At 67.4% G+C, this 21,727-nt stretch carries 18 protein-coding genes and 1 pseudogene; 10 read left to right on the top strand and 9 right to left on the bottom strand.

Going from position 1 to position 21,727, the window contains the following annotated elements; all coding sequences use genetic code 11:
• Positions 1 to 151 precede the first annotated feature (151 nt).
• Positions 152 to 1,369: a pectin acetylesterase-family hydrolase gene (locus ABZ260_RS06185; RefSeq protein WP_355613523.1), complete on the top strand. Its 1,218-nt coding sequence runs from the start codon at positions 152 to 154 to the stop codon at positions 1,367 to 1,369.
• Between the two features lie 1,182 nt (positions 1,370 to 2,551).
• Here ABZ260_RS06185 and ABZ260_RS06180 read toward each other — a convergent pair.
• The 3 genes from ABZ260_RS06180 to ABZ260_RS06170 are packed head-to-tail and all read right to left on the bottom strand — an operon-like array spanning position 2,552 to position 4,564.
• Complete coding sequence (locus ABZ260_RS06180; protein ID WP_355613521.1) at positions 2,552 to 3,166, bottom strand: response regulator transcription factor; 615 nt, start codon at positions 3,164 to 3,166, stop codon at positions 2,552 to 2,554.
• Positions 3,163 to 4,326 (bottom strand): histidine kinase, encoded by a 1,164-nt coding sequence (locus ABZ260_RS06175; RefSeq protein WP_355613519.1) that lies wholly within the window; start codon positions 4,324 to 4,326, stop codon positions 3,163 to 3,165. Before ABZ260_RS06175 ends, ABZ260_RS06180 begins: the two co-directional genes overlap by 4 nt.
• A 1-nt stretch (position 4,327) precedes the next feature.
• Positions 4,328 to 4,564, bottom strand: a complete 237-nt coding sequence (locus tag ABZ260_RS06170) for a hypothetical protein (RefSeq protein WP_355613517.1) — start codon at positions 4,562 to 4,564, stop codon at positions 4,328 to 4,330.
• 196 nt (positions 4,565 to 4,760) lie between these two features.
• On the opposite strand from ABZ260_RS06170, the gene ABZ260_RS06165 reads away from it, so the two are divergent.
• Together ABZ260_RS06165 and ABZ260_RS06160 are read left to right on the top strand one after the other, a co-directional pair.
• Complete coding sequence (locus ABZ260_RS06165) at positions 4,761 to 5,678, top strand: type II CAAX endopeptidase family protein (protein ID WP_355613515.1); 918 nt, start codon at positions 4,761 to 4,763, stop codon at positions 5,676 to 5,678.
• A gap of 180 nt (positions 5,679 to 5,858) precedes the next feature.
• A protein-coding gene (locus ABZ260_RS06160) for an IS3 family transposase (protein WP_355613513.1) occupies positions 5,859 to 7,081 on the top strand; the annotation gives its coding sequence in 2 pieces (ribosomal slippage) (positions 5,859 to 6,174 and positions 6,174 to 7,081; 1,224 coding nt in all).
• A 277-nt stretch (positions 7,082 to 7,358) separates the two neighbouring features.
• On the opposite strand, the gene aceE is transcribed toward ABZ260_RS06160, so the two are convergent.
• Positions 7,359 to 9,818 carry a pyruvate dehydrogenase (acetyl-transferring), homodimeric type gene (gene aceE, locus ABZ260_RS06155; RefSeq protein WP_355613511.1) on the bottom strand — a complete coding sequence of 820 codons (2,460 nt, stop codon included), beginning with the start codon at positions 9,816 to 9,818 and terminating at the stop codon, positions 7,359 to 7,361.
• A gap of 72 nt (positions 9,819 to 9,890) precedes the next feature.
• Here aceE and ABZ260_RS06150 point away from each other — a divergent pair, with 72 nt between their 5' ends.
• Positions 9,891 to 10,490 (top strand): GntR family transcriptional regulator, encoded by a 600-nt coding sequence (locus ABZ260_RS06150; protein WP_355613543.1) that lies wholly within the window; start codon positions 9,891 to 9,893, stop codon positions 10,488 to 10,490.
• Between the two features lie 1,449 nt (positions 10,491 to 11,939).
• On the opposite strand, the gene ABZ260_RS06145 is transcribed toward ABZ260_RS06150, so the two are convergent.
• Together ABZ260_RS06145 and ABZ260_RS06140 are read right to left on the bottom strand one after the other, a co-directional pair.
• Positions 11,940 to 12,881, bottom strand: a complete 942-nt coding sequence (locus ABZ260_RS06145) for a site-specific integrase (protein WP_355613509.1) — start codon at positions 12,879 to 12,881, stop codon at positions 11,940 to 11,942.
• 333 nt (positions 12,882 to 13,214) lie between these two features.
• Positions 13,215 to 13,568, bottom strand: a complete 354-nt coding sequence (locus ABZ260_RS06140) for a DUF2809 domain-containing protein (protein WP_355613507.1) — start codon at positions 13,566 to 13,568, stop codon at positions 13,215 to 13,217.
• Positions 13,569 to 13,816: 248 nt separating this feature from the next.
• On the opposite strand from ABZ260_RS06140, the gene ABZ260_RS06135 reads away from it, so the two are divergent.
• Positions 13,817 to 14,062, top strand: a complete 246-nt coding sequence (locus ABZ260_RS06135; RefSeq protein WP_355613505.1) for a hypothetical protein — start codon at positions 13,817 to 13,819, stop codon at positions 14,060 to 14,062.
• Positions 14,063 to 14,112: 50 nt separating this feature from the next.
• Positions 14,113 to 14,373, top strand: coding sequence for a hypothetical protein (locus ABZ260_RS06130; protein WP_355613503.1), 261 nt, complete (start codon positions 14,113 to 14,115; stop codon positions 14,371 to 14,373).
• A gap of 12 nt (positions 14,374 to 14,385) precedes the next feature.
• On the opposite strand, the pseudogene ABZ260_RS06125 reads toward ABZ260_RS06130, so the two are convergent.
• Both ABZ260_RS06125 and ABZ260_RS06120 read right to left on the bottom strand, forming a co-directional pair.
• Positions 14,386 to 15,660: pseudogene (locus ABZ260_RS06125) on the bottom strand (transposase).
• A 272-nt stretch (positions 15,661 to 15,932) separates the two neighbouring features.
• Positions 15,933 to 17,447: a DUF4158 domain-containing protein gene (locus ABZ260_RS06120; RefSeq protein ID WP_355613500.1), complete on the bottom strand. Its 1,515-nt coding sequence runs from the start codon at positions 17,445 to 17,447 to the stop codon at positions 15,933 to 15,935.
• A 352-nt stretch (positions 17,448 to 17,799) separates the two neighbouring features.
• Between ABZ260_RS06120 and ABZ260_RS06115 the strand changes: the two genes are divergently transcribed.
• The 4 genes from ABZ260_RS06115 to ABZ260_RS06100 are packed head-to-tail and all read left to right on the top strand — an operon-like array spanning position 17,800 to position 20,361.
• On the top strand, positions 17,800 to 18,198 hold the full coding sequence (locus tag ABZ260_RS06115) for a VOC family protein (RefSeq protein ID WP_355613498.1): 399 nt from the start codon (positions 17,800 to 17,802) through the stop codon (positions 18,196 to 18,198).
• A gap of 21 nt (positions 18,199 to 18,219) precedes the next feature.
• The gene (locus ABZ260_RS06110) at positions 18,220 to 18,558 is read left to right on the top strand and encodes a YciI family protein (RefSeq protein ID WP_355613496.1); all 339 of its coding nucleotides are present in this window, start codon (positions 18,220 to 18,222) and stop codon (positions 18,556 to 18,558) included.
• Positions 18,555 to 19,763 (top strand): DUF6596 domain-containing protein, encoded by a 1,209-nt coding sequence (locus tag ABZ260_RS06105; RefSeq protein ID WP_355613494.1) that lies wholly within the window; start codon positions 18,555 to 18,557, stop codon positions 19,761 to 19,763. The genes ABZ260_RS06110 and ABZ260_RS06105 overlap by 4 nt, the downstream gene beginning before the upstream one ends.
• A 7-nt stretch (positions 19,764 to 19,770) precedes the next feature.
• The gene (locus ABZ260_RS06100; RefSeq protein WP_355613492.1) at positions 19,771 to 20,361 is read left to right on the top strand and encodes an SAM-dependent methyltransferase; all 591 of its coding nucleotides are present in this window, start codon (positions 19,771 to 19,773) and stop codon (positions 20,359 to 20,361) included.
• Between the two features lie 98 nt (positions 20,362 to 20,459).
• Here the strand turns inward: ABZ260_RS06100 and ABZ260_RS06095 are convergent, their stop codons facing one another.
• Positions 20,460 to 21,710 carry an FAD-dependent oxidoreductase gene (locus ABZ260_RS06095; protein WP_355613490.1) on the bottom strand — a complete coding sequence of 417 codons (1,251 nt, stop codon included), beginning with the start codon at positions 21,708 to 21,710 and terminating at the stop codon, positions 20,460 to 20,462.
• Between the last annotated feature and the right edge of the window lie 17 nt (positions 21,711 to 21,727).

The raw sequence follows: 21,727 nt of genomic DNA, 5'->3' as shown, positions 1-21,727 counted from the left end.
GCCGCGATCGCCCGCGGGGAACTGAGAAGCGCTGCCGATGCCCCCGCTTCCCTGAACGAAAACTCAGCGCCACATCCGAGCGCCCTACTGCCCTTCGCAGCGGAACTTGAACACGCCCCTCGGGCAACAGAAGCTATTCGATAGGACGCACATGAACATTTCGAAATGGGTCGGGGCAGCAGCCGTCTGCGCACTGGTGGCATGGGGCTTGGCAATGAACCCCCTGGCGGCCGCAACCGCGATTGCCGCCGTGAGCCTCCTGGCGTTCCTCTACCTGTATTTCATCAAGTTCGCACGCCCCAGCGAAGTGGCTGGCCTGCATGAGGCCACTGACAACGAGTGGCACACCGTCAAACTGGGCAGCTCAACAAAAAGCAGCGATAGATCAGACTACGCCGTCTACGTCAGACGCGGAGCATCCGAAAACCTCGTCATCCACTTCTCCGGGGGCGGTGCATGCTGGGACGGCATCACGGCCAGCCGCCCGATCACCCTGGCGGGCGCACTGCGCGGCTACACGCGAGAACTGAAGATGTTCTACTTCAAATCGCTGACCAAGCTGTTTCCCGCCGCCCTCGGCGGGATAGCCGACCAGCGCGACACCCAGAATGCATTCCGCGACTGGAACTTCGTCTTCATCCCCTACAGCACAGGGGACTTGCACGTGGGCGACGTCACCAACACATACACCCACAATGGTAAAAATATCGTGGTCCACCACAACGGTCGCCAGAATTCCAAGGCGGCGCTCGACTGGGTGTACAAGAATTTTCCGGCCGCTGGAAAGGTAATGGTATCCGGCGAAAGCTCCGGGGCCTGGGCATCCGCCTTCTATGCACCACAGGTCGCCGACCACTATGCAGAATCGAAAGTCTACTGCCTCTCGGACGGTGTGGGAATCGTGTCTGCCCGATGGCGTGAACTCCTCGACGACATCTGGAAATCCGACAGCGCCAACACTCTGGGATTCGAGATCCGCACGGATGTTTTCGAGGACTCTCTCATCCGGCGCACGGACTCTGTGACGCGTGACATCAAGTATCTGCACAGCAACACGCTCTACGACGACACTCTCACCCGCTTCGACGCCGCACTGAACCAAAAATCAACAGAGACAGACGATTTCATCGATGACTGGGCGGCCAATACGAAAGCTTCGGTCAAGCGGATCCGCGATGCCGACATCCGCTACGACTACTTCCTCACCACCTGGGGCCACAACCCGAAGAGACACACCACCGAACACACCCTGACCACCAACGAGTTCTACAACAAGTGCACAGCCGACGGAGTTTCCTTCTCTGAATGGGTCAAGCGGAACGTCATCGACGACGAAGACGTCTCGCTCGGACGGAGTCTGCTCCAGTGAGCAGTCCCATAAAGGGCTCGACTCCTACATCATTTCCTGGTTCGGATTGATGCGGCTGGGCTCGACGCCAGAGCTACTGAGGCGTCCCCCTACTGACAGAGCTTGATCAGATCCTCGCGGTACGCCATTGCCATGAGGTAGGCGCAGGGCGGCGGGCTGACGGACGAACGGCGGGAGTTCCGCGAGGGCTTGCGGCTTGCGGCAGCCGAGGGGCTCGTCCAGGGCGACGCGAGCCCGGCGTGGCAAGTATGCCTTGAAAGGGACATACGTCTCGATGGGCCTCATGTGGCGCAGGTCGGCTACCTTCTGTAGGCAATCCTTGATTCTCAGAAACTCTCATTTATGAGAAGTCGCACAGATCGCGGTCAGGGCCAGGACGTGCAGGCTGTGACGGTGGTGTTTGCCGGAGTAGTTGGGACGGCTGGCTTTGCCGGTGCGTCTCTGGGTGGACGCAATTGAGCGCTGCGGGAACAGACGACCACGGGTTCAGAAGCTCGTTTCCGCGTGGAATCAAGGGATTCGCGGTGATACCGACGTCGTGGACGAGATGGATGACGCTCTGATCGGGGCGGCGGCGGAACCAAAGAAACGACCTCGAACACGACTCACGGGCAAGGAAGTGGACGCTATGCGAACAGCCCGCGAGCACGGCATCAGCGTGAACGCTCTCGCGAAGCAGTTCGGCGTTCACCGGGGCACGGTGTGGGCCAAGACTCGGTAACGGCGCGGGAGTTGAACTCTTACCCCCGCCCGAACAAGCACCCACGCCAAGGCGGAGAAAACCCCATGAAATCAATGGTTTCCCTGGTGGCGACAGCATGCGCCTACCTCTCGATAACGCAAAACGTACTCGGTGCCCCATCGCTTGCTCCATGAGCGGTGCCTTCGAGCAGCAACCCCCGGAGCGGGAGCGCATCTGATCGCGGCGCGTCCGATTCGAGATCATGCGCCAGGTATCGGCCGCGGGGCGGCGGAACGCTGTATCAGGTGAAGGCCCGGCGCGGCACGATCGCCCCGAGTCACTGACGGCGGGATCACCCGAAGGCCAGTGCCAGCGCCAGTGATCCTGAACGAAGCGTTCATCGCCACGCGCCCCGAGTTGCGTCACGTGCGCGCCCGTCTCCGCACGCCCGGACAGAGCGGATCACGCGAGCGCGGTTTCGGGACGATGAAGTGGCCAGGTCAGAGCCAGTCGTGTTCGCGGGCGTAGCGGGCGGCGTCGTGGCGGGTCGCGGTTTGGGTTTTCTGCATAGCGTTGGAGAGGTAGTTGCGGACGGTGCCGTGCGCGAGGTGTAGTCGGCGTGCGATGTCGGTGACGGCGTAGCCTTCGCTTGTTTCACGGAGCACATCGAGTTCGCGTTCGGTGAGTGGGCAGTCGTCGGTCATGGCGAGGGCGGCGATACCGGGGTCGATCCATCGTTGTCGTCTGGCGACGGTGTGGATGATCTCGGCGATGAACTCGGGGTCGGCTGCTTTGCTGAGGAAGCCGAGGACTCCGGCCTTCAGCGCTCTTCGTAGGACGCCGGGCCGGGCATGACGGGTGAGGAGGACGATGATCTGGTCCGGGTCGTTGTCGCGGATCTCTGCGACGGCATGGAGCCCGTCCATGGTGGGCATGTCGAGGTCCATGACGACGACGTCGGGCCGGTGCTCCCGTGTCAGTCTGACCGCTTCGGCGCCGTCGGCGGCTTCCGCGATGACCGCGATGTTTCCGTTGAGCGGCAGAAGAGCGGCGAGGGCAGACCGGATGAGCTGTTCGTCGTCGGCGAGGAGGACGGTCACGGGCTGGGGGCTCATCGGTCGTGCTCGCTCGTGGATGCGACCGGCGCCGGTGCGGGGACCATTGCCGTGGTGCGGAAGCTTCCGGATTCGCGGGCGAGGTCGAGCGTTCCCCCGCTCTCCTCCAGCCGACGGCGAAGGGTGCCCAGGCCGCCCAGCGGGGGCAGCGGGCCTGTACCGGCGCCGTCGTTGACGATCTCGATGCGGTGGGTGTCGATCGTGATCGTCGTGCGCGTGCTGTTCGAGTGGCGCAGGATGTTCGTCGTGGTCTCGCGCAGCGCCTGCGCGAGCAGGGCACTCACGGAACCTCCCACCGGGTTGATCGTGGCGATCGTCACGGCGATTCCGGCGGCCTCGAGGAGGTTCTTGGCGTTCTCCGCCTCCGAGGCGACGTTGAGGCGGCGCTGCGCGTGGACGAGGTCCTGTGTGCGGGCGATGGTGTCGGCGATGAGACGCTGCACCTCGTCGAGTTCACGCTTCGCTGCGACCGGGTCGGAGTCGGTGATCTGCTTGGCCAGGGCGGTCTTGAGTTTGATCACGTGGAGTGTGTGCCCTTGGATGTCGTGCAGGTCGCTCGCGAAGCGGATGCGCTCCCGCGCGACGGCGAGCTCGGCCTCGGTCTGTTTCGCGCGTTCCAGGGCGAGGAGGATGTCGGAGTAGCGTTCGACCAGGGCCATGACGATGCAGATGAACAGCGTCGTGCCGGCCGGTATGAGGAGGTAGTTCGCCGCGGTGAGAAGAGTGAACGGCCGCGTGATGAAGACCATGGCGCCGAGCGCCGCCGAGGCCGCGCAGAAGCCGAGTATGGCGATGAAGCGATGACGAGGCAACCGGGTCAGGATCATCGCGCCGGCCAGGGAGAGCGCGAACACGCCCAGCGGGCTGCCGCCGAGCGCCGCGCTGAACGCCCAGCTCGCGGCGGAGAGAACCACGACCAGGATGCTGCCGTTCGGGAAACCGTCGGGAGCCCACTGCCGGAGCAGAAGCAGCGGCACGAGAAGACCTATGGCGACGAGGATTCCGTCCCACCACGAGGTGGAGGTCACGGCCACGGCCAGCATCCCGATGGGGACGACCGCGACCGTGATCGTGAGAATCGTCGCGTGCCGGATCCGCTGACGGGTACCGGAACCCGTCAGCGGACGGCCCGCCTTCGCGAATGGTTCGATCCCCCCCATTTTAGGCGGCGTTCTCGCGCTTCTTGATGAGCGATCCGAGCCCGGTGGCGCCGAGCGCAGCCAGCACCTCGATGCCGAGGACGAGGAACCCGATCCAGTCGTTCTGGATGATGAACGACTCCCAGTCGTCCGGCAGGAACCCGATGATGTCGGGGTTGCTCCGGCTGAGGAGCAGAATGAACGCACTGGGGATGCCGACGACGACGATCGCGATGAGAATACCTCTGAGCAGTTTCATGCCTCGAGCCTCTCCGGTGTTCGACACCGCCGACAGTGACACTGTGTCACCTGTTCCGATGACATGACGGCAGTACCGTCCGACTGCACGCCCGTATGGGATGGATGGCATGACACATAGCCAATCCAGTGCACCGCCCTCCACGGACTTTCCGGCGAGGACGTCCCCGTTCGCGCCTCGTCCGATTCCGCCCGGAGTGGAGTATCAGCGCGTCCTCGCGGGCGACAGACGTCGCATCGGCCGGGGCGTCCTGGCGATCATCCTGCTCGTCGGCGGAATGTTCGGTCTCACGTTCGGAGCGGTCCAGGTCGCGTTCCGTATCGACGCCGCGCTGGGGCTGAGCGGGTATACCGCGAGCATCCATGTCGCAGCGATGCTCCCTATCGCCCTCCTGATTCCGTGGAGCATGCTGATCCAAAGATGGTTGTACGGAGTCCGGGCCGCCTCGTTGACCTCGGTACGGAGTGTCTTCCGCACCGCTGTCTTCGGTAAGGCGATGCTGGTCGTCCTCCCGCTGTGGGCGATCAACCTGGTCGTCTCCAACTTGGTGATGGGCAACACGACGACCACCTGGTCGGCTGTCGGACTGGCCTCCGTCTTCCTCGTCACCCTCCTCTTGACGCCTCTGCAGGCTGCCGGAGAGGAGTACGGATTCCGCGGCCTCGTGTTCCGGGTCGCCGCGAGCTGGGCCAAGAGCCCGCGCGTAGCGCTGCTGCTCGGCGTCGCCGTATCCAGCGTCCTCTTTGCCGTGGTGCACTTCTCGACCGACCCCTGGGTGAACCTCTACTACCTCGTCTTCGCATCCACTCTCGCGATCATCACCTGGAGAAGCGGTGGACTCGAGATCGGCATCGTCATCCACGCGGTGAACAACACGATCGGCTTCCTCGTCCTGCTCGTCCTGCACGCGGACTTCACCGCGGCGAACGACCGGTCCGATGGCGTCGGATCAGCCATCATGCTCCTTCCCTGTGCATTGCACATCGCAATCACCGCATCGGTCTGGTGGCAGACCCGGAACTCCGGGCCCGCCCTCACCCCAGGTGAAGGACAGATCGTCGAGGCGGCGCGGGTCGTGTCGCGGAAACGTGCGGGAGACACCCGCGTGGAATAGAGACCGACTGCTGCAGGTTACAGGGTGGCGACGACGGCCGGGGTGAGGAAGGTTCGGGATTGCTGGCATGGACGACGACTCCGGGCACACCCAGCGGGGTGACCCTGAGAGGGGCCCTCGCCCCGATGTGTGGACACCTTGAGTGCCGGATGATGGAAATCCGGAGGCAAGGAGTTCCACGTGGCGATGAAGTCGTATCCGCCGGAGTTCAAGGCGGACGCCGTCGCGTTGTATCTGTCTGACCCGGCGCGGACGTACGCGTCGGTGGCGCGGGACCTGGGCATCAACCGCGAGACCCTGCGTCTGTGGGTGAAAGAGGCCCGCGCGGACGGCACCGCTGGGGCGAAGAAGGCGGGCCCGGCCAAGAAGCCGGCGAGCGGTCCGCTATCGTCCGACGACGTGCTGGAAGAGGAGAACAAGCAGCTCAAGGCCCGGGTCCGGGAGCTGGAGCTGGAGCTGGAGCGCGACATTCTGCGCCGGGCGGCCAAATATTTCGCGGGAGAGACGAACTGGTGAGCCGCTTCGAGTTCGTTGCCGACCATCGGGGCGCCTTCGGCGTGAAGCGGCTGTGCCGGGTGTTGAGGGTCTCCCGCTCCGGCTTCTACCGGTGGATCAAGGCGGCGCCCGCCCGGGCGGCCCGCGCCGCGGCCGATGCCGCGCTCGCGCAGGAGATCAAGCAGATCCACGAGGAGTTCGACGGCACCTATGGCAGCCCACGCGTCACCGCCGAACTGCGTGAGAAGGGCCACCAGGTCAACCACAAGCGCATCGCGCGGGTCATGCGCCGCTTCGGCATCGTCGGGCTGCACCTGCGCAAGAAGGTCCGCACCACCATGCCGGAGCCGTCGCATCAGAAGGTGCCCGACCTGATCAAGCGGGACTTCACCGCTGCCGCCCCCAACCAGCGCTACGTGGGCGACATCACCTACCTGCCCATCGGCGATGGCCAGTTCCTCTACTTGGCGACCGTGCTTGACCTGCACTCACGCCGGCTGGCGGGCTGGTCGATCGCCGATCACATGCGCACCGAACTGGTGATCGACGCGTTGCGGGCCGCCGCGGCGACGCGGGGCAGCCTGGACGGGGCGATCTTCCATTCTGATCATGGAGCGCAATACACCTCCGCCGACTTCGCCAAGGTCTGCGCCGAACTCGGCGTGCGCCGGTCGATGGGCGCCGTCGGCACCAGCGCCGACAACAGCGCCGCGGAGGCGTTCAACGCCAGCCTCAAACGCGAGACGCTGCAGCACGCCAAACGCTGGCCCTCAGCCCGGCAGGCCCGCCTGGCCGTCTTCAAGTGGATCACCCGCTACAACACCCGAAGGAGGCATTCCACCCTCGATTACCGCAGCCCGATCGACTACGAGCAGCAGACCATCGATAGAGTGCTGCTCGCCGCATAACAGCCGGTGTCCACATGTCGGGGCGAGCCCCCCCCGCGACGGCATACGCGCGGCCTCATCGACCGGCTCGTCACCTAGCTGGAGCGAGCCGCTGAGGGCAGCCTGGACCCCGAGGGACAGCCGTTGCACCCTCCGGTGACCTATTACATGCCCGACGAGATCATCTACTGCTGACCTGCGGGAACGGGGCAACAACCCCGGATGACGCCGGTGTCGTCCGCGCGCGGGTGGACGACGCCCGGACAGCTCGGCCGCAGCGGTGGTGAAGCCGGGCCGGTCATCTCCGGCCGGTCTCCTTGACGGACTTGAGTACGGCGTCGGCGATCGAACGTGGGTCGACGCCGAAGTGCTCGCGTACGGACTCCCGGGTGCCAGAGAGGCCGAACCCGTCGGTGCCGAGGGAGGTCCACGGCCGGTCGATCCACGGGCTGATCTGATCCGGCACGGCGCGCATCCAGTCGCTGACCGCGATCACCGGGCCCTCGGTCCCGGCCAGGGCCTGCCGGAGGTAGGGCACTCCGGTGGAGGTCATCGCGTCGCGGCGCAGTTCGCTCCACGAGGTGACCGACCAGACGTCGACTCCCACGCCGTGCTCCTCCTGGAGCAGCCGCTGCGCGGCCAGTGCCCAGTGGATCGCGGTGCCACTGGCGAGCAGATGGGCCTGGCCGCCGCCGGAGGAGTAGCGGTAGATGCCCTTGAGGATGCCCTCGCGCACGCCCTCGGGCATCGCGGGCTGGGGAAGCGCCTCGTTGTAGAGGGTGAGGTAGTAGAAGACGTCCTCGCCGTCAGGCCCGTACATGCGCTGGAGCCCTTCGCGCACGATCTCCGCGACCTCGTAGCCGAAGGCGGGGTCGTAGGCCAGACACGCGGGGTTGGCGGAGGCGAGCAGCTGGGAGTGCCCGTCGGCATGCTGCAGCCCTTCGCCGGTCATCGTGGTCCGTCCTGCGGTGGCGCCGATCAGGAATCCGCGGCCGAGCTGGTCGGCCAGCGCCCACATCTGGTCGCCGGTCCGCTGCCAGCCGAACATCGAGTAGAAGATGTAGAACGGGATCATGGCCTCGCCGTGGGTGGCGTAGCTGGAGGCGGCGGCCGTGAACGACGCCATCGATCCCGCCTCGGTGATGCCCTCGATCAGGAGCTGGCCGTCGACCGCCTCCTGGTAGGACAGCAGCAGATCCCGGTCGACCGACTCGTAACGCTGGCCCAGCGGAGAGTAGATCTTGGCGGTGGGGAACAGCGACTCCATGCCGAAGGTCCTGGCCTCGTCGGGCACGATGGGCACCCAGCGGCGCCCGGTCTCCGGCTCCTTCATGAGGTCCTTGACCAAGCGGACGAAAGCCATCGTGGTGGCCACCGGCTGCTTGGACCCCTTCTCCAGGGACTGGAACGGCCGCTCGGCCGGCGCCGGCAGCGGCTGGTGGGAGACGGTTCGGCTGGGGATGGGCCCGCCCAGGGCACGGCGGCGCTCGGCCACGTAGCGAACCTCGGGCGAGTCGGGCCCGGGGTGCAGGTACGGCGGCAGGTCCGCGTCGAGTGCCTCGTCCGGCACCGGCAGCCCGAGCCGGTCGCGCAGCGCCCGGAACTCGTCCTGGGTGAGTTTCTTCATCTGGTGGTTGGCGTTGCGCGCCTCCACGCCGGCCCCGAGCGTCCACCCCTTGACGGTCTGCACGAGGATCACCGTCGGCGCGCCGTGGTGGTCGAGGGCCCGGCGGTAGGCGGCGTGCACCTTGCGCGGCTCGTGGCCGGCCCGCGAGCCGCCGACGATGTGCCGCAGGTCCTCATCGGAGTACGGCACGTCCAGTCCGTGGAACAGATGTTGCCTGATGTAGGCCCCGGTCGAGGTGGCGAAGGTCTGGAACTGCCCGTCCGGCATCTCGCCCAGCCGGGACACCAGCTCGTCCGAACCGAGCAGCCCGTCCCATTCGACGCCCCATAGCGCCTTGACGACGTGCCAGCCCGCGCCTCTGAAGACGCCTTCGAGCTCCTGCACGATGCGGGTGTTGCCGCGTACCGGCCCGTCGAGTCGCTGCAGGTTGCAGTTGATCACGAAGGTCAGGTTGTCCAGCCCTTCTCGGGCGGCCAGGGTGATGGCCGCCGTGGACTCCGGCTCGTCCATCTCGCCGTCGCCGAGGAAGGCCCATACGTGGCTGAGCGAGGTGTCCTTGATGCCGCGGTTGTGCAGGTAGCGGTTGAACCTGGCCTGGTAGATCGCGTTGAGCGGCCCGAGGCCCATGGACACCGTGGGGAACTGCCAGAACCCGCGCATGCTCCGCGGGTGCGGGTACGACGGCAGCCCGCCTTCGGGCTCGCGCCGGAACAGGTCGAGCTGGCCCTCGGTCAGCCGTCCCTCCAGGAACGCGCGGGCGTAGATGCCAGGGGACGCGTGGCCCTGGAAGTAGACCTGGTCATGACCGCCGTGGAAGAAATGGTTGAACCCGACCTCGTACAGCCAGGCGGCCGAGGCATAGGTGGCCAGATGGCCGCCGAGCCCGAGCCGGCTACCCCTGGTGATCATCGCCGCCGCGTTCCACCGGTCGTAGGCCGCGATCCGCTCCTCCAGTTCGAGGTCACCGGGGTAGCCGGGCTCCTCCGACGTCGGCACGGTGTTGATGTACCGGCTGCTCGTGGCCAGCCGCTTCAGCAGGTATTCGGCCCGTTCAGGGCCTGCCGCCCGGCGGACCGCCTCCAGCGATTCCAGCCATTCCGCGGTCTCCTGCGGGTCAATGTCCTTCTCCATATAACCATTAAACACCCTATGATCGATCATCGGGTGTTTCCATCTGCCATCATGGGACCCGTGAAACCTGTCATGCGACTCCCGCTTCGTGATCAGATCCGGCAGGCCGTGCTCGACGGCCTGATCAGCGGCCGGTGGGGGCCCGGTGACCGCGTGGTGGAACGGCGCATAGCGGCGGAGCTGGGCGTCAGCCAGGCTCCGGTGCGCGAGGCGCTGCGCGAGCTGGAAGCGCTCCGGCTCGTCGAGTCGTCGCCGCACAAGGGCGCGCGGATCCGCCGGCTCACCGCGGCCGACCTGCGCGAGATCTACGAGGTGCGGGCGGGCCTGGAGGAGACGGCCGTGCGGCTGCGTCACCCGCCCGTCGAGGCGCTGCGGGTCCATCTCGCCGGCCTGCAGCAGGCCGCGGCCGCCGCCTCCGTGGCCGACCAGGTACGCCACGGCGTCGCGTTCCACCGCGAGATCGTCGAAGCCTCGGGCAACGACGTGCTCCTGGCGGTGTGGGAGTCACTCGGCATCGAGGTGTGGACGCACCTGTCGATACGGCTGTTCCGGATGCGGCCTTGCGAGAACGCCGCCGACCACGAGCCGCTCGTGGCGGCGTTCGAACGCGGGGACCCCGACGTGGGGGCCCTACTTCGCGACCACATCCTCGGCTACGCCCCGCTTGACTGATCACATCCGGTCTCTGCTCCTCGATCTCGACGACGTCGTCCAGTGCACGTATCGACGGCACGCTTGACCGGGCACCACGGTTGACGCGGCGGCGTGACAAGCAGCTGGAAACGGAGGACGGCAGCTCAAGCGGGGCCTATTCCGCCATAGAGTCCTGTCCGACGAGAGTGATCCGCGGCATGTCGTAGAAAATCCCTCCTGGCCCCGGGGCCGCGCCCGGCGGAGGCGTTGCGGTGCGCGCCGGTCGGGGCGGCGACCGGCGCCTGGGCCAGGGTCCGACGCCTTTCCGCGCAATTCTTCGGTGACACCGAGGGCGCTTCGTATCCGTATTTGTGATCTAGCCGCTCGTCGACCACCGGCGCGGCGGCAGCGGCCGGCTTGCTTGCCTTACGTGCCTGAACGACCTTCAAGCAGCTGACCAGCCAGTTCGCTTGACAACCCCAGATAACGATCGCCGCCAGGTAGCGGGGTGAGAGATCACGATTGCGGTTCGTGATCGTTTCGGAGGGTGAATGCGGCTGGTTGGGTGTGGTTTCTGCTTGATCGTGTTCGTGTTGGAGACGGTCGGGTGGAGGGCGGGTGAGCGGTATAGGCTGCCGGGCTGTGAGCGGATCGATGGTGTTTGTGAAGGATGTCGAGGTCGCGGCCAACCTGAACTGACGCACCGCAGGCACGAAGCAGGCCCCCACACCGGTCGGTGCGGGGGCCTGGCCTACTGCGATGCTTCAGACGCGTAGGAAGGGCAGCGCGGACACGTCCACTCCGTACGCGACAGCCACCACGATCACCACCGTGATGACGATCGTTCGCACATGCCGCCCCCACTCACCGGGGATCCGCACGGACAGTGTGAAGTTACTCGCGGGCGCCTCCAAGGCACATCGACGGAACTACAGCCGCCGGACCCGTCTCTCAGAAATGAGAGTGTGCTTCGCTACCCTGAGTCTGCGAACAATCGGGTGCTCCGCGCGGGTCCAACGACTTGGCTGGACATCTGGTCTGACCAGGCACCAAACGCCCGGCCTCTTTGCCGAGGGGCCGGGCATTTCGTTCCCGGCAAAACTGTATCCACCCGCAGTGACAGAAAGCCGTCACTGCGCACCCCCGGTCAAGCCCCGCTCTCCCGCCGTACCCGCTCGTATGGACACGCATGCAGCCCTAATCGGCGCATTCATCCGCCGCTCCCACTCGGCACCCTCGCCTACAAACGAGGCCACCTCAGCGCTGTCAAGAAACACCATCACCCCGGCGATGCCGGTGCGGCCGACCGCGACACCGACCTCGCCGGGGACTGTAAGGGGTCAGCCCACATAAGCCCAAAACCCACATTGGGATGATCTTGAGGCGAGCGGCTCGCTCGTCAGAGGAGACGGCACTGGCGTGGCAAGGGGTTGACGTCAGACCAAGTAAGCCTGAAGGGGCAGTGCCGCCATTTAGGAAAAGAGCTGGTCAGTGGGTACGGCGACGGGGCGCCAGGACCTCGGTGACCTTGGCGATGGCCTCGGCACCGGGTTTGACGTAGCGCATGGCGGTGCGGGGGTTCTTGTGCCGGGTCTTGCCCATGATGAGCTGCAGCGGCACTTCGGCCTCGCCGAGGTGGGTGGCGGCGCTGTGACGCAGCTGGTGCAGATCGAGCCCGGCGTAGGTGTCCAGCAGGACGCGGGCGCGGTCGTAGCCCAAGCGGGCGCAGCCGGTGTGCGGGCAGATGTCGGCGGCGGTCGGCCGCCGGGCCGGGACCGGGCGGCGTTCGGATAGGAACAGCGGCCCGTGGGTGCGTGAGGTGCCGTCGGGGAGGCGGATCAGGCGGGGCAGGAGGTGAGCGGTGCCGCTGTCCCAGTACACCCACTCGGTGGCGCCACCCTTGGAGCGGACGGGGGCGCGGCGGTGCTCCAGGTCGAGGTCCTCGACGTTCAGTGCCAGGATCTCAGCCGCTCTGGCCGCCGTTTCGTAAAGCATCCGCCACAGCGCTCGCTCACGCAGCGGGATGTCGCGGCGCGACAGCAGCCGGTGGATCGTGGTCTTGGCGACCGCGCGGGTCTCGTCGGCGATCTCCTTGCGGCGTTCGGCATCGGCCGGGATCGACGGGGCGGCCCAGTGTTTCTTGGTCTGGCACCAGGTGAGCCAGGAGGTGATGGCGGCGCGGTTGCGGTTCCAGGTCGCCGGCGCGCATCGGCCCCACAGCTCGGTGAGCGCGGTGCCGATCTCGGCGTTGGTGACGTCGGCGAGCGGACGGTCGCGGCCGAGCAGCACGGTGACGCGGTCGATGGCTGAGGCGTAGGCGCGGTGGGTGTTGGGGTTAGCCGTGCGCGGGGTGGCCAGGAAGGCATCGGCGGCCGCGGCGAGCGTGACGTGCCCGCTGCGCAGAGCGGAGACCTTCGGCGCGGCGCTCATGCCGCCCGCCGCGCGACGCCTGCGGCGATGTACCGGATAACATGCCGGAGTCGCGCACCACCCCGGCGAGGGCTTCTCCTGATCGCCGCGCTGCCGTGATCGGTCATGTACGTGATAATAAGCCCTTATCCGGTACATCAACCCGTGTCCGCCGCGCGCCGCCCATCAGGCTCCTCGCCAGTGGCAACACCTGGTGAATGTGGGTTTCGGGCTTATATGGGCCGGACCTCGTCCTGCTTTGCAACGGCTGGCCGCCGCGCAGGACGAACCCGATGACCTCGCCGCTGTGGGGCATCCGTACCGTCAGCGTGCCGGTGGGGTGGAGTCCGAGAGTCAGCCGGTCTGATCACCGGATCGGACCAATCGGCGTTCCCAGGCCAGAGCCGCGACCACACCGATGGCATAGGCGACCAGGTCCCATGGGTCGGGGAACGCGCCGACCAGGACACCGCCGATGCCCGGCGGGGTCATGCCGACTATTTGGTAGAACTCGACGGCGGCGGCGATCGCGGCCGTGGCCAGGGAGCGGCGTGCGGCGGTGGTGCGCCACAGCAGCCCCAAGAACGCGTAGACCAGCATGGTGGCGCCGACGTCGCTCACGTAACCGCGGATGAACGGTTGTCCCGGGCCCCGGTAGAAGAGGGCGAACGCGCCGACGGCGAGGGCGACGCCACCCAGAAGGACCATGGCACGGCGCATGAGATTGACATCTTCTCCGAATCTCAACGATCAGGACGAACCTGATCATAGAGCTCGTCCCTTATGGCGGCATGCTGATTGCGGCAGGTCAGCGACCGCGGTGGAGTGCCATGGCGACGGCATGCCAGCACGCTGGAACGTAGTGACGATCCAGCCGGAATGAGGCCCGACCAGATGAAACAGTGCCCCGCGTGGTGCGAGGAAGAGCACTCCAACACCCGTTCATGATCCACCGAATGTGGGTTTTGACCTTATGTGGGCTGAACCCCAGCCAGGTGGCCGAGCGGCTCATCACTGCCTGGCAGACCATCCGCGCCCAGACCCGGACCCAAGACGCCGAGCAGGCGCGTGACGTCATCGCCTCCACCCTGCGCCTGCACCGGGTGCTGCCGGGCCAGTGGCTGGAACAACTGCTGACCAGACGCATCAGGCATGCCAGTAGGAGTGGAACGGCGAACCGGGTTTACTGTCACATCCGTTGACACCGTAGGTGTGACCAGGCCAGCCTTACCCGATGGTGGATTCTGAGGGTGTGGCGTTCCTGCGTGCCGATGTTGATCGCTTTTGCCTGGAGATCGTTGATCTCGCGCCCGCGCTGCGGCTGCGGCGGCTGGCGGAGCTGCGTGCGATGCTGGAGGAGGTGACCGGGGCGGCGTTGATCGAGGCGATGGCGGACGCGCGGGGTGAGGGGTGGGGGTTGCGCAAGATCGGCACGAGCGCCGGGATGTCGCATGAGCAGGTCCGCCGGATGCTCGCTGAAGGCCGTCCGGCCCGGGAGCATCCGGCGCGCTGAACGAGGCGAGGGTTACTCGGCGGGCGGGGGCGTGCGCAACGGCCTCAGCTGTCCGTCGCGGACCAGTTCGGGCAGGGAGAAACTGTAGCGGCCAAGCATGTTGAAATGCTCGAAGCCCAGGGGTGAGAGCCGGGCGATGTCAGCGGCGGAGATCTTCTTACCCTCGGCTCGCATTTCTTCCAGGGCGCGGGCCGTATAGACCGTGGTCCACAGAATGCAGACGTTGGTCATAAAGCCTAGCGCGCCGAGTTGATCTTCCTGGCCTTCTTTGTACTTCTGCCGGAGTTCGCCTTTCTGTCCGTGGAAGATTTTGCGGGCCAGGGTGTGGCGGGATTCTTGCCGGTTGAGCTGGGTGTTGACGCGGCGGCGCAGCAGTTCGTCGTCGTAGTAGCTGGCCAGGTAGGTGGAGCGGTCGAGTTTGCCCAGCTCCATCAGGGCGCGCCCGATGGGGGTGGGGGTGCCGCCGCCGGCGAAGTAGCGGAACAGCTCGCTGGCCTTGACCGCGCCGGTGAGCAGCGATCCGGCGACCCGCAGCAGGTCATCCCAGGAGTCGTTGATCAGCTTGATGTTGACCCGGCTGCGGACCAGGGCGTCGATGGATCCGTAGTGGGCGGCCGGGTCGGCGCGGAACAGGGTGGCGCTGCCGACGTCGGCCAGGCGCGGGGAGAATTGCCAGCCCATCAGCCGGAAGATGCCGAAGGCGATTTCGGAGGCGCCCGCGGTGTCGGAGGTGATCTCGGTGGGCTTCAGTGACGTTTCCTGTTCCAGGAGCCCTTCCAGGATGTAGTACCAGTCTTTGGGGGTGCCGGGGATGACGATGCCGTGAAAGCCGGTGAATTGGTCGGAGGTGAAATTGTAGTAGGTGACGCCCTTGGCGCCTTTTCCTTTTCCGAAGTATTTGGTGTTGGGTCCGGCGTTGATGGTTTTGACCGGGACCACGAATCGCAGCCCGTCGGCGGAGGCGAGTTCGCCGCCGCCCCAGGCTTGGGCCAGGTCCAGGCCGGAGTGGTGGTCGACCAGGGCGGCGTTGGCGGCCGTCAGGGTGGCGGCGCGCAGGTAGTTCTACTCGACCCAATACAGCCGGTCCAGGGCGAGGGCGGGTTCGCCTTCGGCGGCCATCGGCCGCATGCCGACGTTCATCGCCTGGCTGACCAGGACGGCGGCGACCGAGGTGGTCATGTCCTGTTTGCGGGAGGGCGCATCCCCGGACACGTGGGTGAAGTGGTCCAGGCAGCCGGTCCAGGAGTGCACCTCCAGCAGGGCTTCGGGCAGGTCCACGATGGGCATACGGTCGTCGATGTCGGCGCGCAGCGCGGTCAGCGAGGCGGGCTCGTCCAGGCGGTCCAGGCCGGTGAGCACCAGGTGGTCCTTGCCGCCGTCGTCCTTGGCCAGGCGGACCCAGTCGTTGCGCCCGTCGTCGTCGCCGGACAGGCCGGTGGCCAGTTGGCGGTAGGCGAAGTCGAGGGTGGCGGCCCAGCGCTCCACGTCGGTGCCGGGCTGCGGGGACAGGTTCAGCTCATCGCAGATGCGGGGCCGGGCCCGCTCCCAGTCGGCGCCCTTCAGCAGTCCGGCTGTGGGGTCGCCCACTTGCGCAGGCCCGGCACGAACACCTCGTGGCGGCGCAGCGATTCGCGTAGCCGCTCGACGGCCGCCACGGTGTACGCGCTCTTGTTGAAGGTGCCCGCGTGCTCGCCGCGCTTGGGGAAGACGCGCCGGTGCCACGCCGAGGTGAGCAGGTCCGCGGGAACCTCGCGGGGGTCGATGTCGGTGCGTCGGCGCTCGATCGCTTTGAGGAAGTCCAGCGCCTGCAGGACCTCATGGCCGCGCCGTACTCCCTGACCGGCGACCTCGGCAGCGCCGGCGTCGAAGTCGAGGTGCTTGAGCAGCTTGGGCAGGAACCGTCGGACGGTGGCGTAGCGATCCAGTAGTTCTTTTTGGAAGTCCTCATCCGGTTCGCGGGCGATGTCGCCGATGACGTCGGCGGCGGCGTGGATGGCGGGCAGGTCCATCTCATCGAGGGCGGCGCGGATGTCGCCGTCGGGGATTTCGGCGACGGAGCGGATCTTCAGCCACACCTCGCGCAGCACGATCGCCGCGGTGTCGAGGTCTTTGAGGGTGCGCATCCGCTCCTTGCCGGCTCGATGCGCCGAGGTGCGCAGCAGGTCGCCGACCGCCAGGTCGAACACCTCGATCGCGTCGTCGGCCGACTGGGGGGCCATGGTCGCGGCGAAGGCGACCAGGGTGGCGAGTTTGCGGCTCCCGGCCAGTTCGGCGACGGCCTGGGCGCGGGCGGCGTGGGCGAAGCGGGCCAGTGCGGCGATCTTGCCGGGCGGCACCGCGCTCAGGTCCCAGCCGGCCGCGCCCAGGTCGCGCAGTTCCACATGCCGATCCAAGGCTTTGACCAGGCCGGTGCCGCTGACGTCGGTGGGGCTTTTGCGCAGCCGGTCCAGCCGGGACACGCGCCGGCCCGCCTCGACCTTGACCAGCTTCTCCAGCACGACGGCCTGGTTGGGGCTGGGGGCGGCGGCCAGCAGCGCGTACTGGCGGGCGGCGACGCGCTCGCGCAGCGCGGCGATCAGCCGCTCCAGGGTGGTGACACCGGGCAGCAGGATCTTGGCCTCCACCAGGCGGTGGGTGGCCAGGTCGAACAGCACGATCGGGCGCTCACCTGTGGTCCAGGCCCGTTTGTAGAGCCAGCAGGCCAGCGCGAACCACTGCTCGCCTTCGAAAGCGGTGTAGCCGTAGCCGGTGCGGATCTGCTCCTGATGATCCCAGCGGGCCTCCTTGCTGCCGTACCCCTTCAGGTCGGCGGCCTGCAGGCCGAGCTGCTCGGCGACGTAGTCGACCACCGCGGCGGGAACGTCTTCGGGGTCGTCGAGGAAGCAGTTCAAGAACCGTGCGGTGCCCAGTTGCACCGACCAGCCGAGCTGGTTGCGCGCGCCGTTGGCGGCCATCGCCCGGCGCCGGTCGTCGGCATCGAGGTGGAAGAAGGCGCCCAGCTGGGCGATGTCGGGGACAGCGTTGAAGACGCCGTATCGGCTGCGTTGCTCGGGTGTGAGGAAACTGACCGGCATGGGGCCTCCAGGCATGCCAGGGCGCCCCTGCCGCGCACGGCGCGGAAGGGGCGCCCTCGGATATCAGCAGCGGCCAGTCAGATCAACATGACCGATTACGTGGTGCATTGTGTCAGTCTCACGGCAGTCATGATCACGTCGTCCAGCACATCAGGAGTTCGCCTGCCGAAGGATGGAACGACCCGGGTGACCGGATGTGCGAGATCACCGCCGTTGGCGGGCGAGGGACTGGAGATCGCGGGCGGGCGGGGTGTCGTATCGCGGTCTGCGCCGATCGTCTCGTTGGTGACGGGCCGGGGCGGACGCGCGGCGCGCCCTCCGGACAGGCCGAGAAGATGGAGTAGGTCAGGTCATGAATCCGACGCTCAACACGATCGACGTCGTGGTGTCCGACATGGACGCGACGATCGCCTTCTACGCCCACCTCGGGCTGGAGTTCAAGCTCGACCCGAACACGCCCGAGCATGCCGGCTGCGACCTGCCCGGCGGGCTGCACATCATGCTGGACACCGAGGCGTTCCGCACCCCGTTCCTGCCCGGCTGGAGCGCGCCGACCGGCGGGCCGCGCACGCTGCTGTGCTTCGAGTTCGACGGCCCGGCCGGGGTGGACGCCAAGTACACCGAGCTCATCGAGGCAGGCTACCGAGGGATCGCCGAGCCGTTCGACGCGTTCTGGGGTATGCGTTACGCCACGGTGGCCGACCCGGACGGCAACGGCGTGGATCTGTACGCGACGCTCCCGGCACACTGACCATAGAGAGGAGGCCAGAAGGTGAAGTACGTGCTGCTGTTCGTCGAGACCGAGCAATTCGCCAAGCAACTGGAGGCGATGGGCGAGCTGGAGCAGCAGGCCGCCTACGAGGCGGTGGGCCGCTGGTTCGCTGAGAACGCCGACAAGATCACCCACCACACGCATCTGGCGCCGGTGCACACCGCGACCACGGTACGCCTGGATCAGGGCGAGCCCGTCGTCACCGACGGGCCGTTCGTGGAGGGCAAGGAGGTGGTCAGCGGGTTCGCCGAGGTCGAGGTGGCCGACCTGGACGAGGCGCTGAAGATTGCTCGCTCCTGGCTGGCTTGCCCGATCGTGGAGATTCGCCCCGCCTCATGAGCGAACCGGTGCACGGGCAGGTGAGCCAGGAGGTGCTGGCCCGCGTGGTGCGCGAGCACGCGGGCCAGCTGGCGGCGTCCTTGGTGTCGCTGCTGGGCGACTTCTCCGCCGCGGAGGACCTGGTGCAGGACGCGGTGGAGACCGCGCTGCGGCGCTGGCCGGCCGAAGGGATCCCCGAGCGGCCGGATGCCTGGCTGTTCACCGTGGCGCGGCGGCGCGGGTTGGACGTGCTGCGCCGGGAGTCGACCTACCGGGCCAAGCTCGTCCAGCTCACCTGGCCCGCGCCCGTCGTACCTGATGACCGGCTGCGGCTGGTCTTCACCTGCTGTCACCCGGCGCTGTCGCGCGCGGTGCAGATCGCCTTGACGCTGCGGGTGGTGTGCGGGCTGAGCACGGCCCAGATCGCCGCCGCGTTCCTGGTGCCGGAGACGACGGTGGCGCAGCGGATCACGCGCGCGAAGCGCAAGATCGGCGAGGCCGCGATCCCCTACCGGGTCCCCGCCGATCAGGATCTCCCAGAGCGGCTGGGTGAGGTGCTGGCGGTCATCTACCTGCTGTTCAACGAGGGCTACCTGTCCAGTACAGCCGAGCGGGCGCAGGCCCGCGACCTGGTTGAGGACGCCGAGTGGCTGGCCGCGCTGCTGGCGAACCTGATGCCGAAGGAGCCGGAGGCGGCCGGTCTGCTGGCGTTGATCCGGCTGCATCGGGCGCGCGGCGCGGCCCGCTTCGATCGTGAGGGCCGCCTGGTGCTGCTGGCCGATCAGGATCGGTCTCGGTGGGATCGGGAAGCCATCGAGGAGGCGACCGCGCTGCTGATGCGGACCGCGCGCACCTACCACCGGCCGGGGCCGTACCAGGTGGCACTCCGCCACCTCCTCCGCCCGCCGGATCACCACCTCTTGCTGTTCGCCGCGGACACCACCGACTCCGCCACCCTGACCGCCTGGCAGACCTCCGCACGCGAGGCGATGACCGGGCACGGCGAGGTCCACGTCGTCACCCGCGGCCACCTGCCGCACGACCCCGCGGACGGCATCTTCGCCGACCTGCGCAGCGAGGCGCACAACCGCTACGGCGTGCGCCGCCCCAGCCTGTATCTGATCCGCCCGGACAAATACGTCGGCTTCTGCGGCGACAGCGTCGACCTCGAACCAGTGAACGACTACTTCCGCGCCTGGGCACCCGCCCCTCGGAAAAGGAGCTGACCAACCCGTGACACCGGAACCGCCCGTCCCCGAAAGCCTGACCGGAATCGGCGCCACGGCCCTGGGCGTGGCTCTCCTGCGCGCCCAGGAGAGCGGCCGCCCGGACCGGCTGTTCGACGACCCCTACGCGCGGCACTTCCTCCAGGCCGTCGACCCGGCGTCCACTCCATGGGCCGCCGCCGGTCCTTCTCCGGCGACCGCGCGTCTCCTGCGAGTGATGGCCGAGCAAGTCGCCGTACGCACCCGGTTCTTCGACCGCGCGCTACTGGCCGCGGCCGCGCGAGAATGCGATCAGGTGGTCCTCCTGGCGTCCGGCATGGACGCCCGCGCGTACCGGCTCACCTGGCCACCCGGCACCACGGTCTTCGAGCTGGACTTCGCCGACGTACTCGCCTTCAAGGCGGCCGTGCTCGACGGCCGCGGCGCGACCCCCGCGTGCCATCGCGTCGAGGTCGCCACCGACCTGCGCCAGGACTGGCCGCGCGCGCTGACGGAGTCAGGCTTCAGCCCGCGGCGGCCGGCTGCGAGCGCGGCGATGTCCGCGCGGAGCACTCGATCGCCTTTGACTCGCGGTCGAGCCGTTCACTGTCGCCTTTGAGATGACGGCCGCGTACGCCACCCAGCCCGGTAGGCAGACGCTGGACCACGGCTGGGCATCAAGGTCGCCCGGATGCAACGCCTCGTATGCGTTCCGGCTCAGCCCATCACCGTGCCCGTGTTCGCGGTGTTTCGGTTGCGCTTACGAGAGAACGCACCCAGGTCGATTTCCAGGCCGGTGCGCGGGGCCCGGAACCGGACGGGCGACGCGTCATGGTCGACTCCGTTCTCCACCTGGTTGATCAGTTCCGTCATCAGCTGACCCACGACTGGCGCGTTCTTGAATTGGTTACCGCTCGTTCCGATCGCGAGGTAGAAGCCCTCGAGTTCGGTGCGGTCGTAGATCGGAGTCCAATCGTCGGCGACATCGTAAACGCCCACCACGCCGCGGGCCCGGTTGGGCACCTCCAGGTCGGGCAACCGCCGCGCGGCCCGCGTCACCTGAGCCTCGAAGACCGCGGCCGTCGGGTGGATGTCGACGGCGTCCGGGTCGTCGGTCCACTGCATCGGATCGCACTCCGGTTCCGTTCCGCCGACGAGCAGGTCCCCTCCTCCTTCACCGCGGAAATAGGTGCCCAGATCCATGTCCGCCACCACGGGCCCGCCGTAGCCCTCCGGGACCGACACGTGCGCTACTTCCTGCCTCATCGGGCGCACACCGACCGTGAAGTCAAAACCCACGCCGGCCAACCGATTCAACGCGCCGGACCACGGACCGGCCGCGTTGACCACGACGGCACAGGGAATCCGGGTGCCGTCCGACAGCCGCACCGCCGTCACGCGCCCGCCGGCCTTCTCCAGCGCTGTCACCGTGCTGCGGAAGCGGAACTCCGCCCCGCACGCCGAGGCCGCGGCGGCGAGGTTTACGGCGGCGAGGCTTGGGTCCGAGACGTAACCGGCATCCGGGGTGTACACGCCACCGAGCGATTGTTTCGCGTCCTCCCAGAATTCCTCGTCGTCGAGCCGCTTCGGCGGCCAATAGCGGCCGACGTCGATACCTGGAACGCGCTCGGCCAAGGTCGCGCTGTCCCATTCCTCGTAGGGAACACCGATCTCATCGAACAACGGAAGCCACGACGTACGCGGAGCCGCCTCGACGTCCAGCATGACCAGCCCACTCTTGCGGAACATCGCGAGGTCGCTGACATCGTGCCCGAGATGGCCGGCCCAGTCGAGCCAGCCGAAATGCGCCTCCCACGCCGTTGCCACCCCGGCGTTGGTGGAGAAGTTGAACCGAACGACCGCACTCGATGCCGAGGTCGACCCCTGTCCAGCCCCTGGGGCCCGATCGAGCGCGATAACCCGGTGCCCCGCCCGTGCAAGCTCAAGGGCGATCGACGAACCGATCACCCTGTGCCGATCACGAC

Source organism: Streptosporangium sp. NPDC006013 (assembly GCF_040614275.1).
Lineage (GTDB): Bacteria > Actinomycetota > Actinomycetes > Streptosporangiales > Streptosporangiaceae > Streptosporangium.
The sequence above is the reverse complement of the archived record's forward strand: the minus strand, read 5'-3'. Positions and strand labels throughout refer to the sequence as shown.

What these genes read in the sequence shown, in the direction of transcription:
- ABZ260_RS06170 (WP_355613517.1), bottom strand. Translation starts at nt 4,564, where the DNA reads ATGAAACTGCTCAGAGGTATTCTCATCGCGATCGTCGTCGTCGGCATC.
- ABZ260_RS06140 (WP_355613507.1), bottom strand. Translation starts at nt 13,568, where the DNA reads ATGGTCCTTCTGGGTGGCGTCGCCCTCGCCGTCGGCGCGTTCGCCCTC.
- ABZ260_RS06105 (WP_355613494.1), top strand. Translation starts at nt 18,555, where the DNA reads ATGAGCGAACCGGTGCACGGGCAGGTGAGCCAGGAGGTGCTGGCCCGC.
- ABZ260_RS06115 (WP_355613498.1), top strand. Translation starts at nt 17,800, where the DNA reads ATGAATCCGACGCTCAACACGATCGACGTCGTGGTGTCCGACATGGAC.
- aceE (WP_355613511.1), bottom strand. Translation starts at nt 9,818, where the DNA reads ATGGAGAAGGACATTGACCCGCAGGAGACCGCGGAATGGCTGGAATCG.
- ABZ260_RS06185 (WP_355613523.1), top strand. Translation starts at nt 152, where the DNA reads ATGAACATTTCGAAATGGGTCGGGGCAGCAGCCGTCTGCGCACTGGTG.
- ABZ260_RS06175 (WP_355613519.1), bottom strand. Translation starts at nt 4,326, where the DNA reads ATGGGGGGGATCGAACCATTCGCGAAGGCGGGCCGTCCGCTGACGGGT.
- ABZ260_RS06120 (WP_355613500.1), bottom strand. Translation starts at nt 17,447, where the DNA reads ATGCCGGTCAGTTTCCTCACACCCGAGCAACGCAGCCGATACGGCGTC.
- ABZ260_RS06145 (WP_355613509.1), bottom strand. Translation starts at nt 12,881, where the DNA reads ATGAGCGCCGCGCCGAAGGTCTCCGCTCTGCGCAGCGGGCACGTCACG.
- ABZ260_RS06180 (WP_355613521.1), bottom strand. Translation starts at nt 3,166, where the DNA reads ATGAGCCCCCAGCCCGTGACCGTCCTCCTCGCCGACGACGAACAGCTC.
- ABZ260_RS06150 (WP_355613543.1), top strand. Translation starts at nt 9,891, where the DNA reads ATGCGACTCCCGCTTCGTGATCAGATCCGGCAGGCCGTGCTCGACGGC.
- ABZ260_RS06135 (WP_355613505.1), top strand. Translation starts at nt 13,817, where the DNA reads ATGTGGGTTTTGACCTTATGTGGGCTGAACCCCAGCCAGGTGGCCGAG.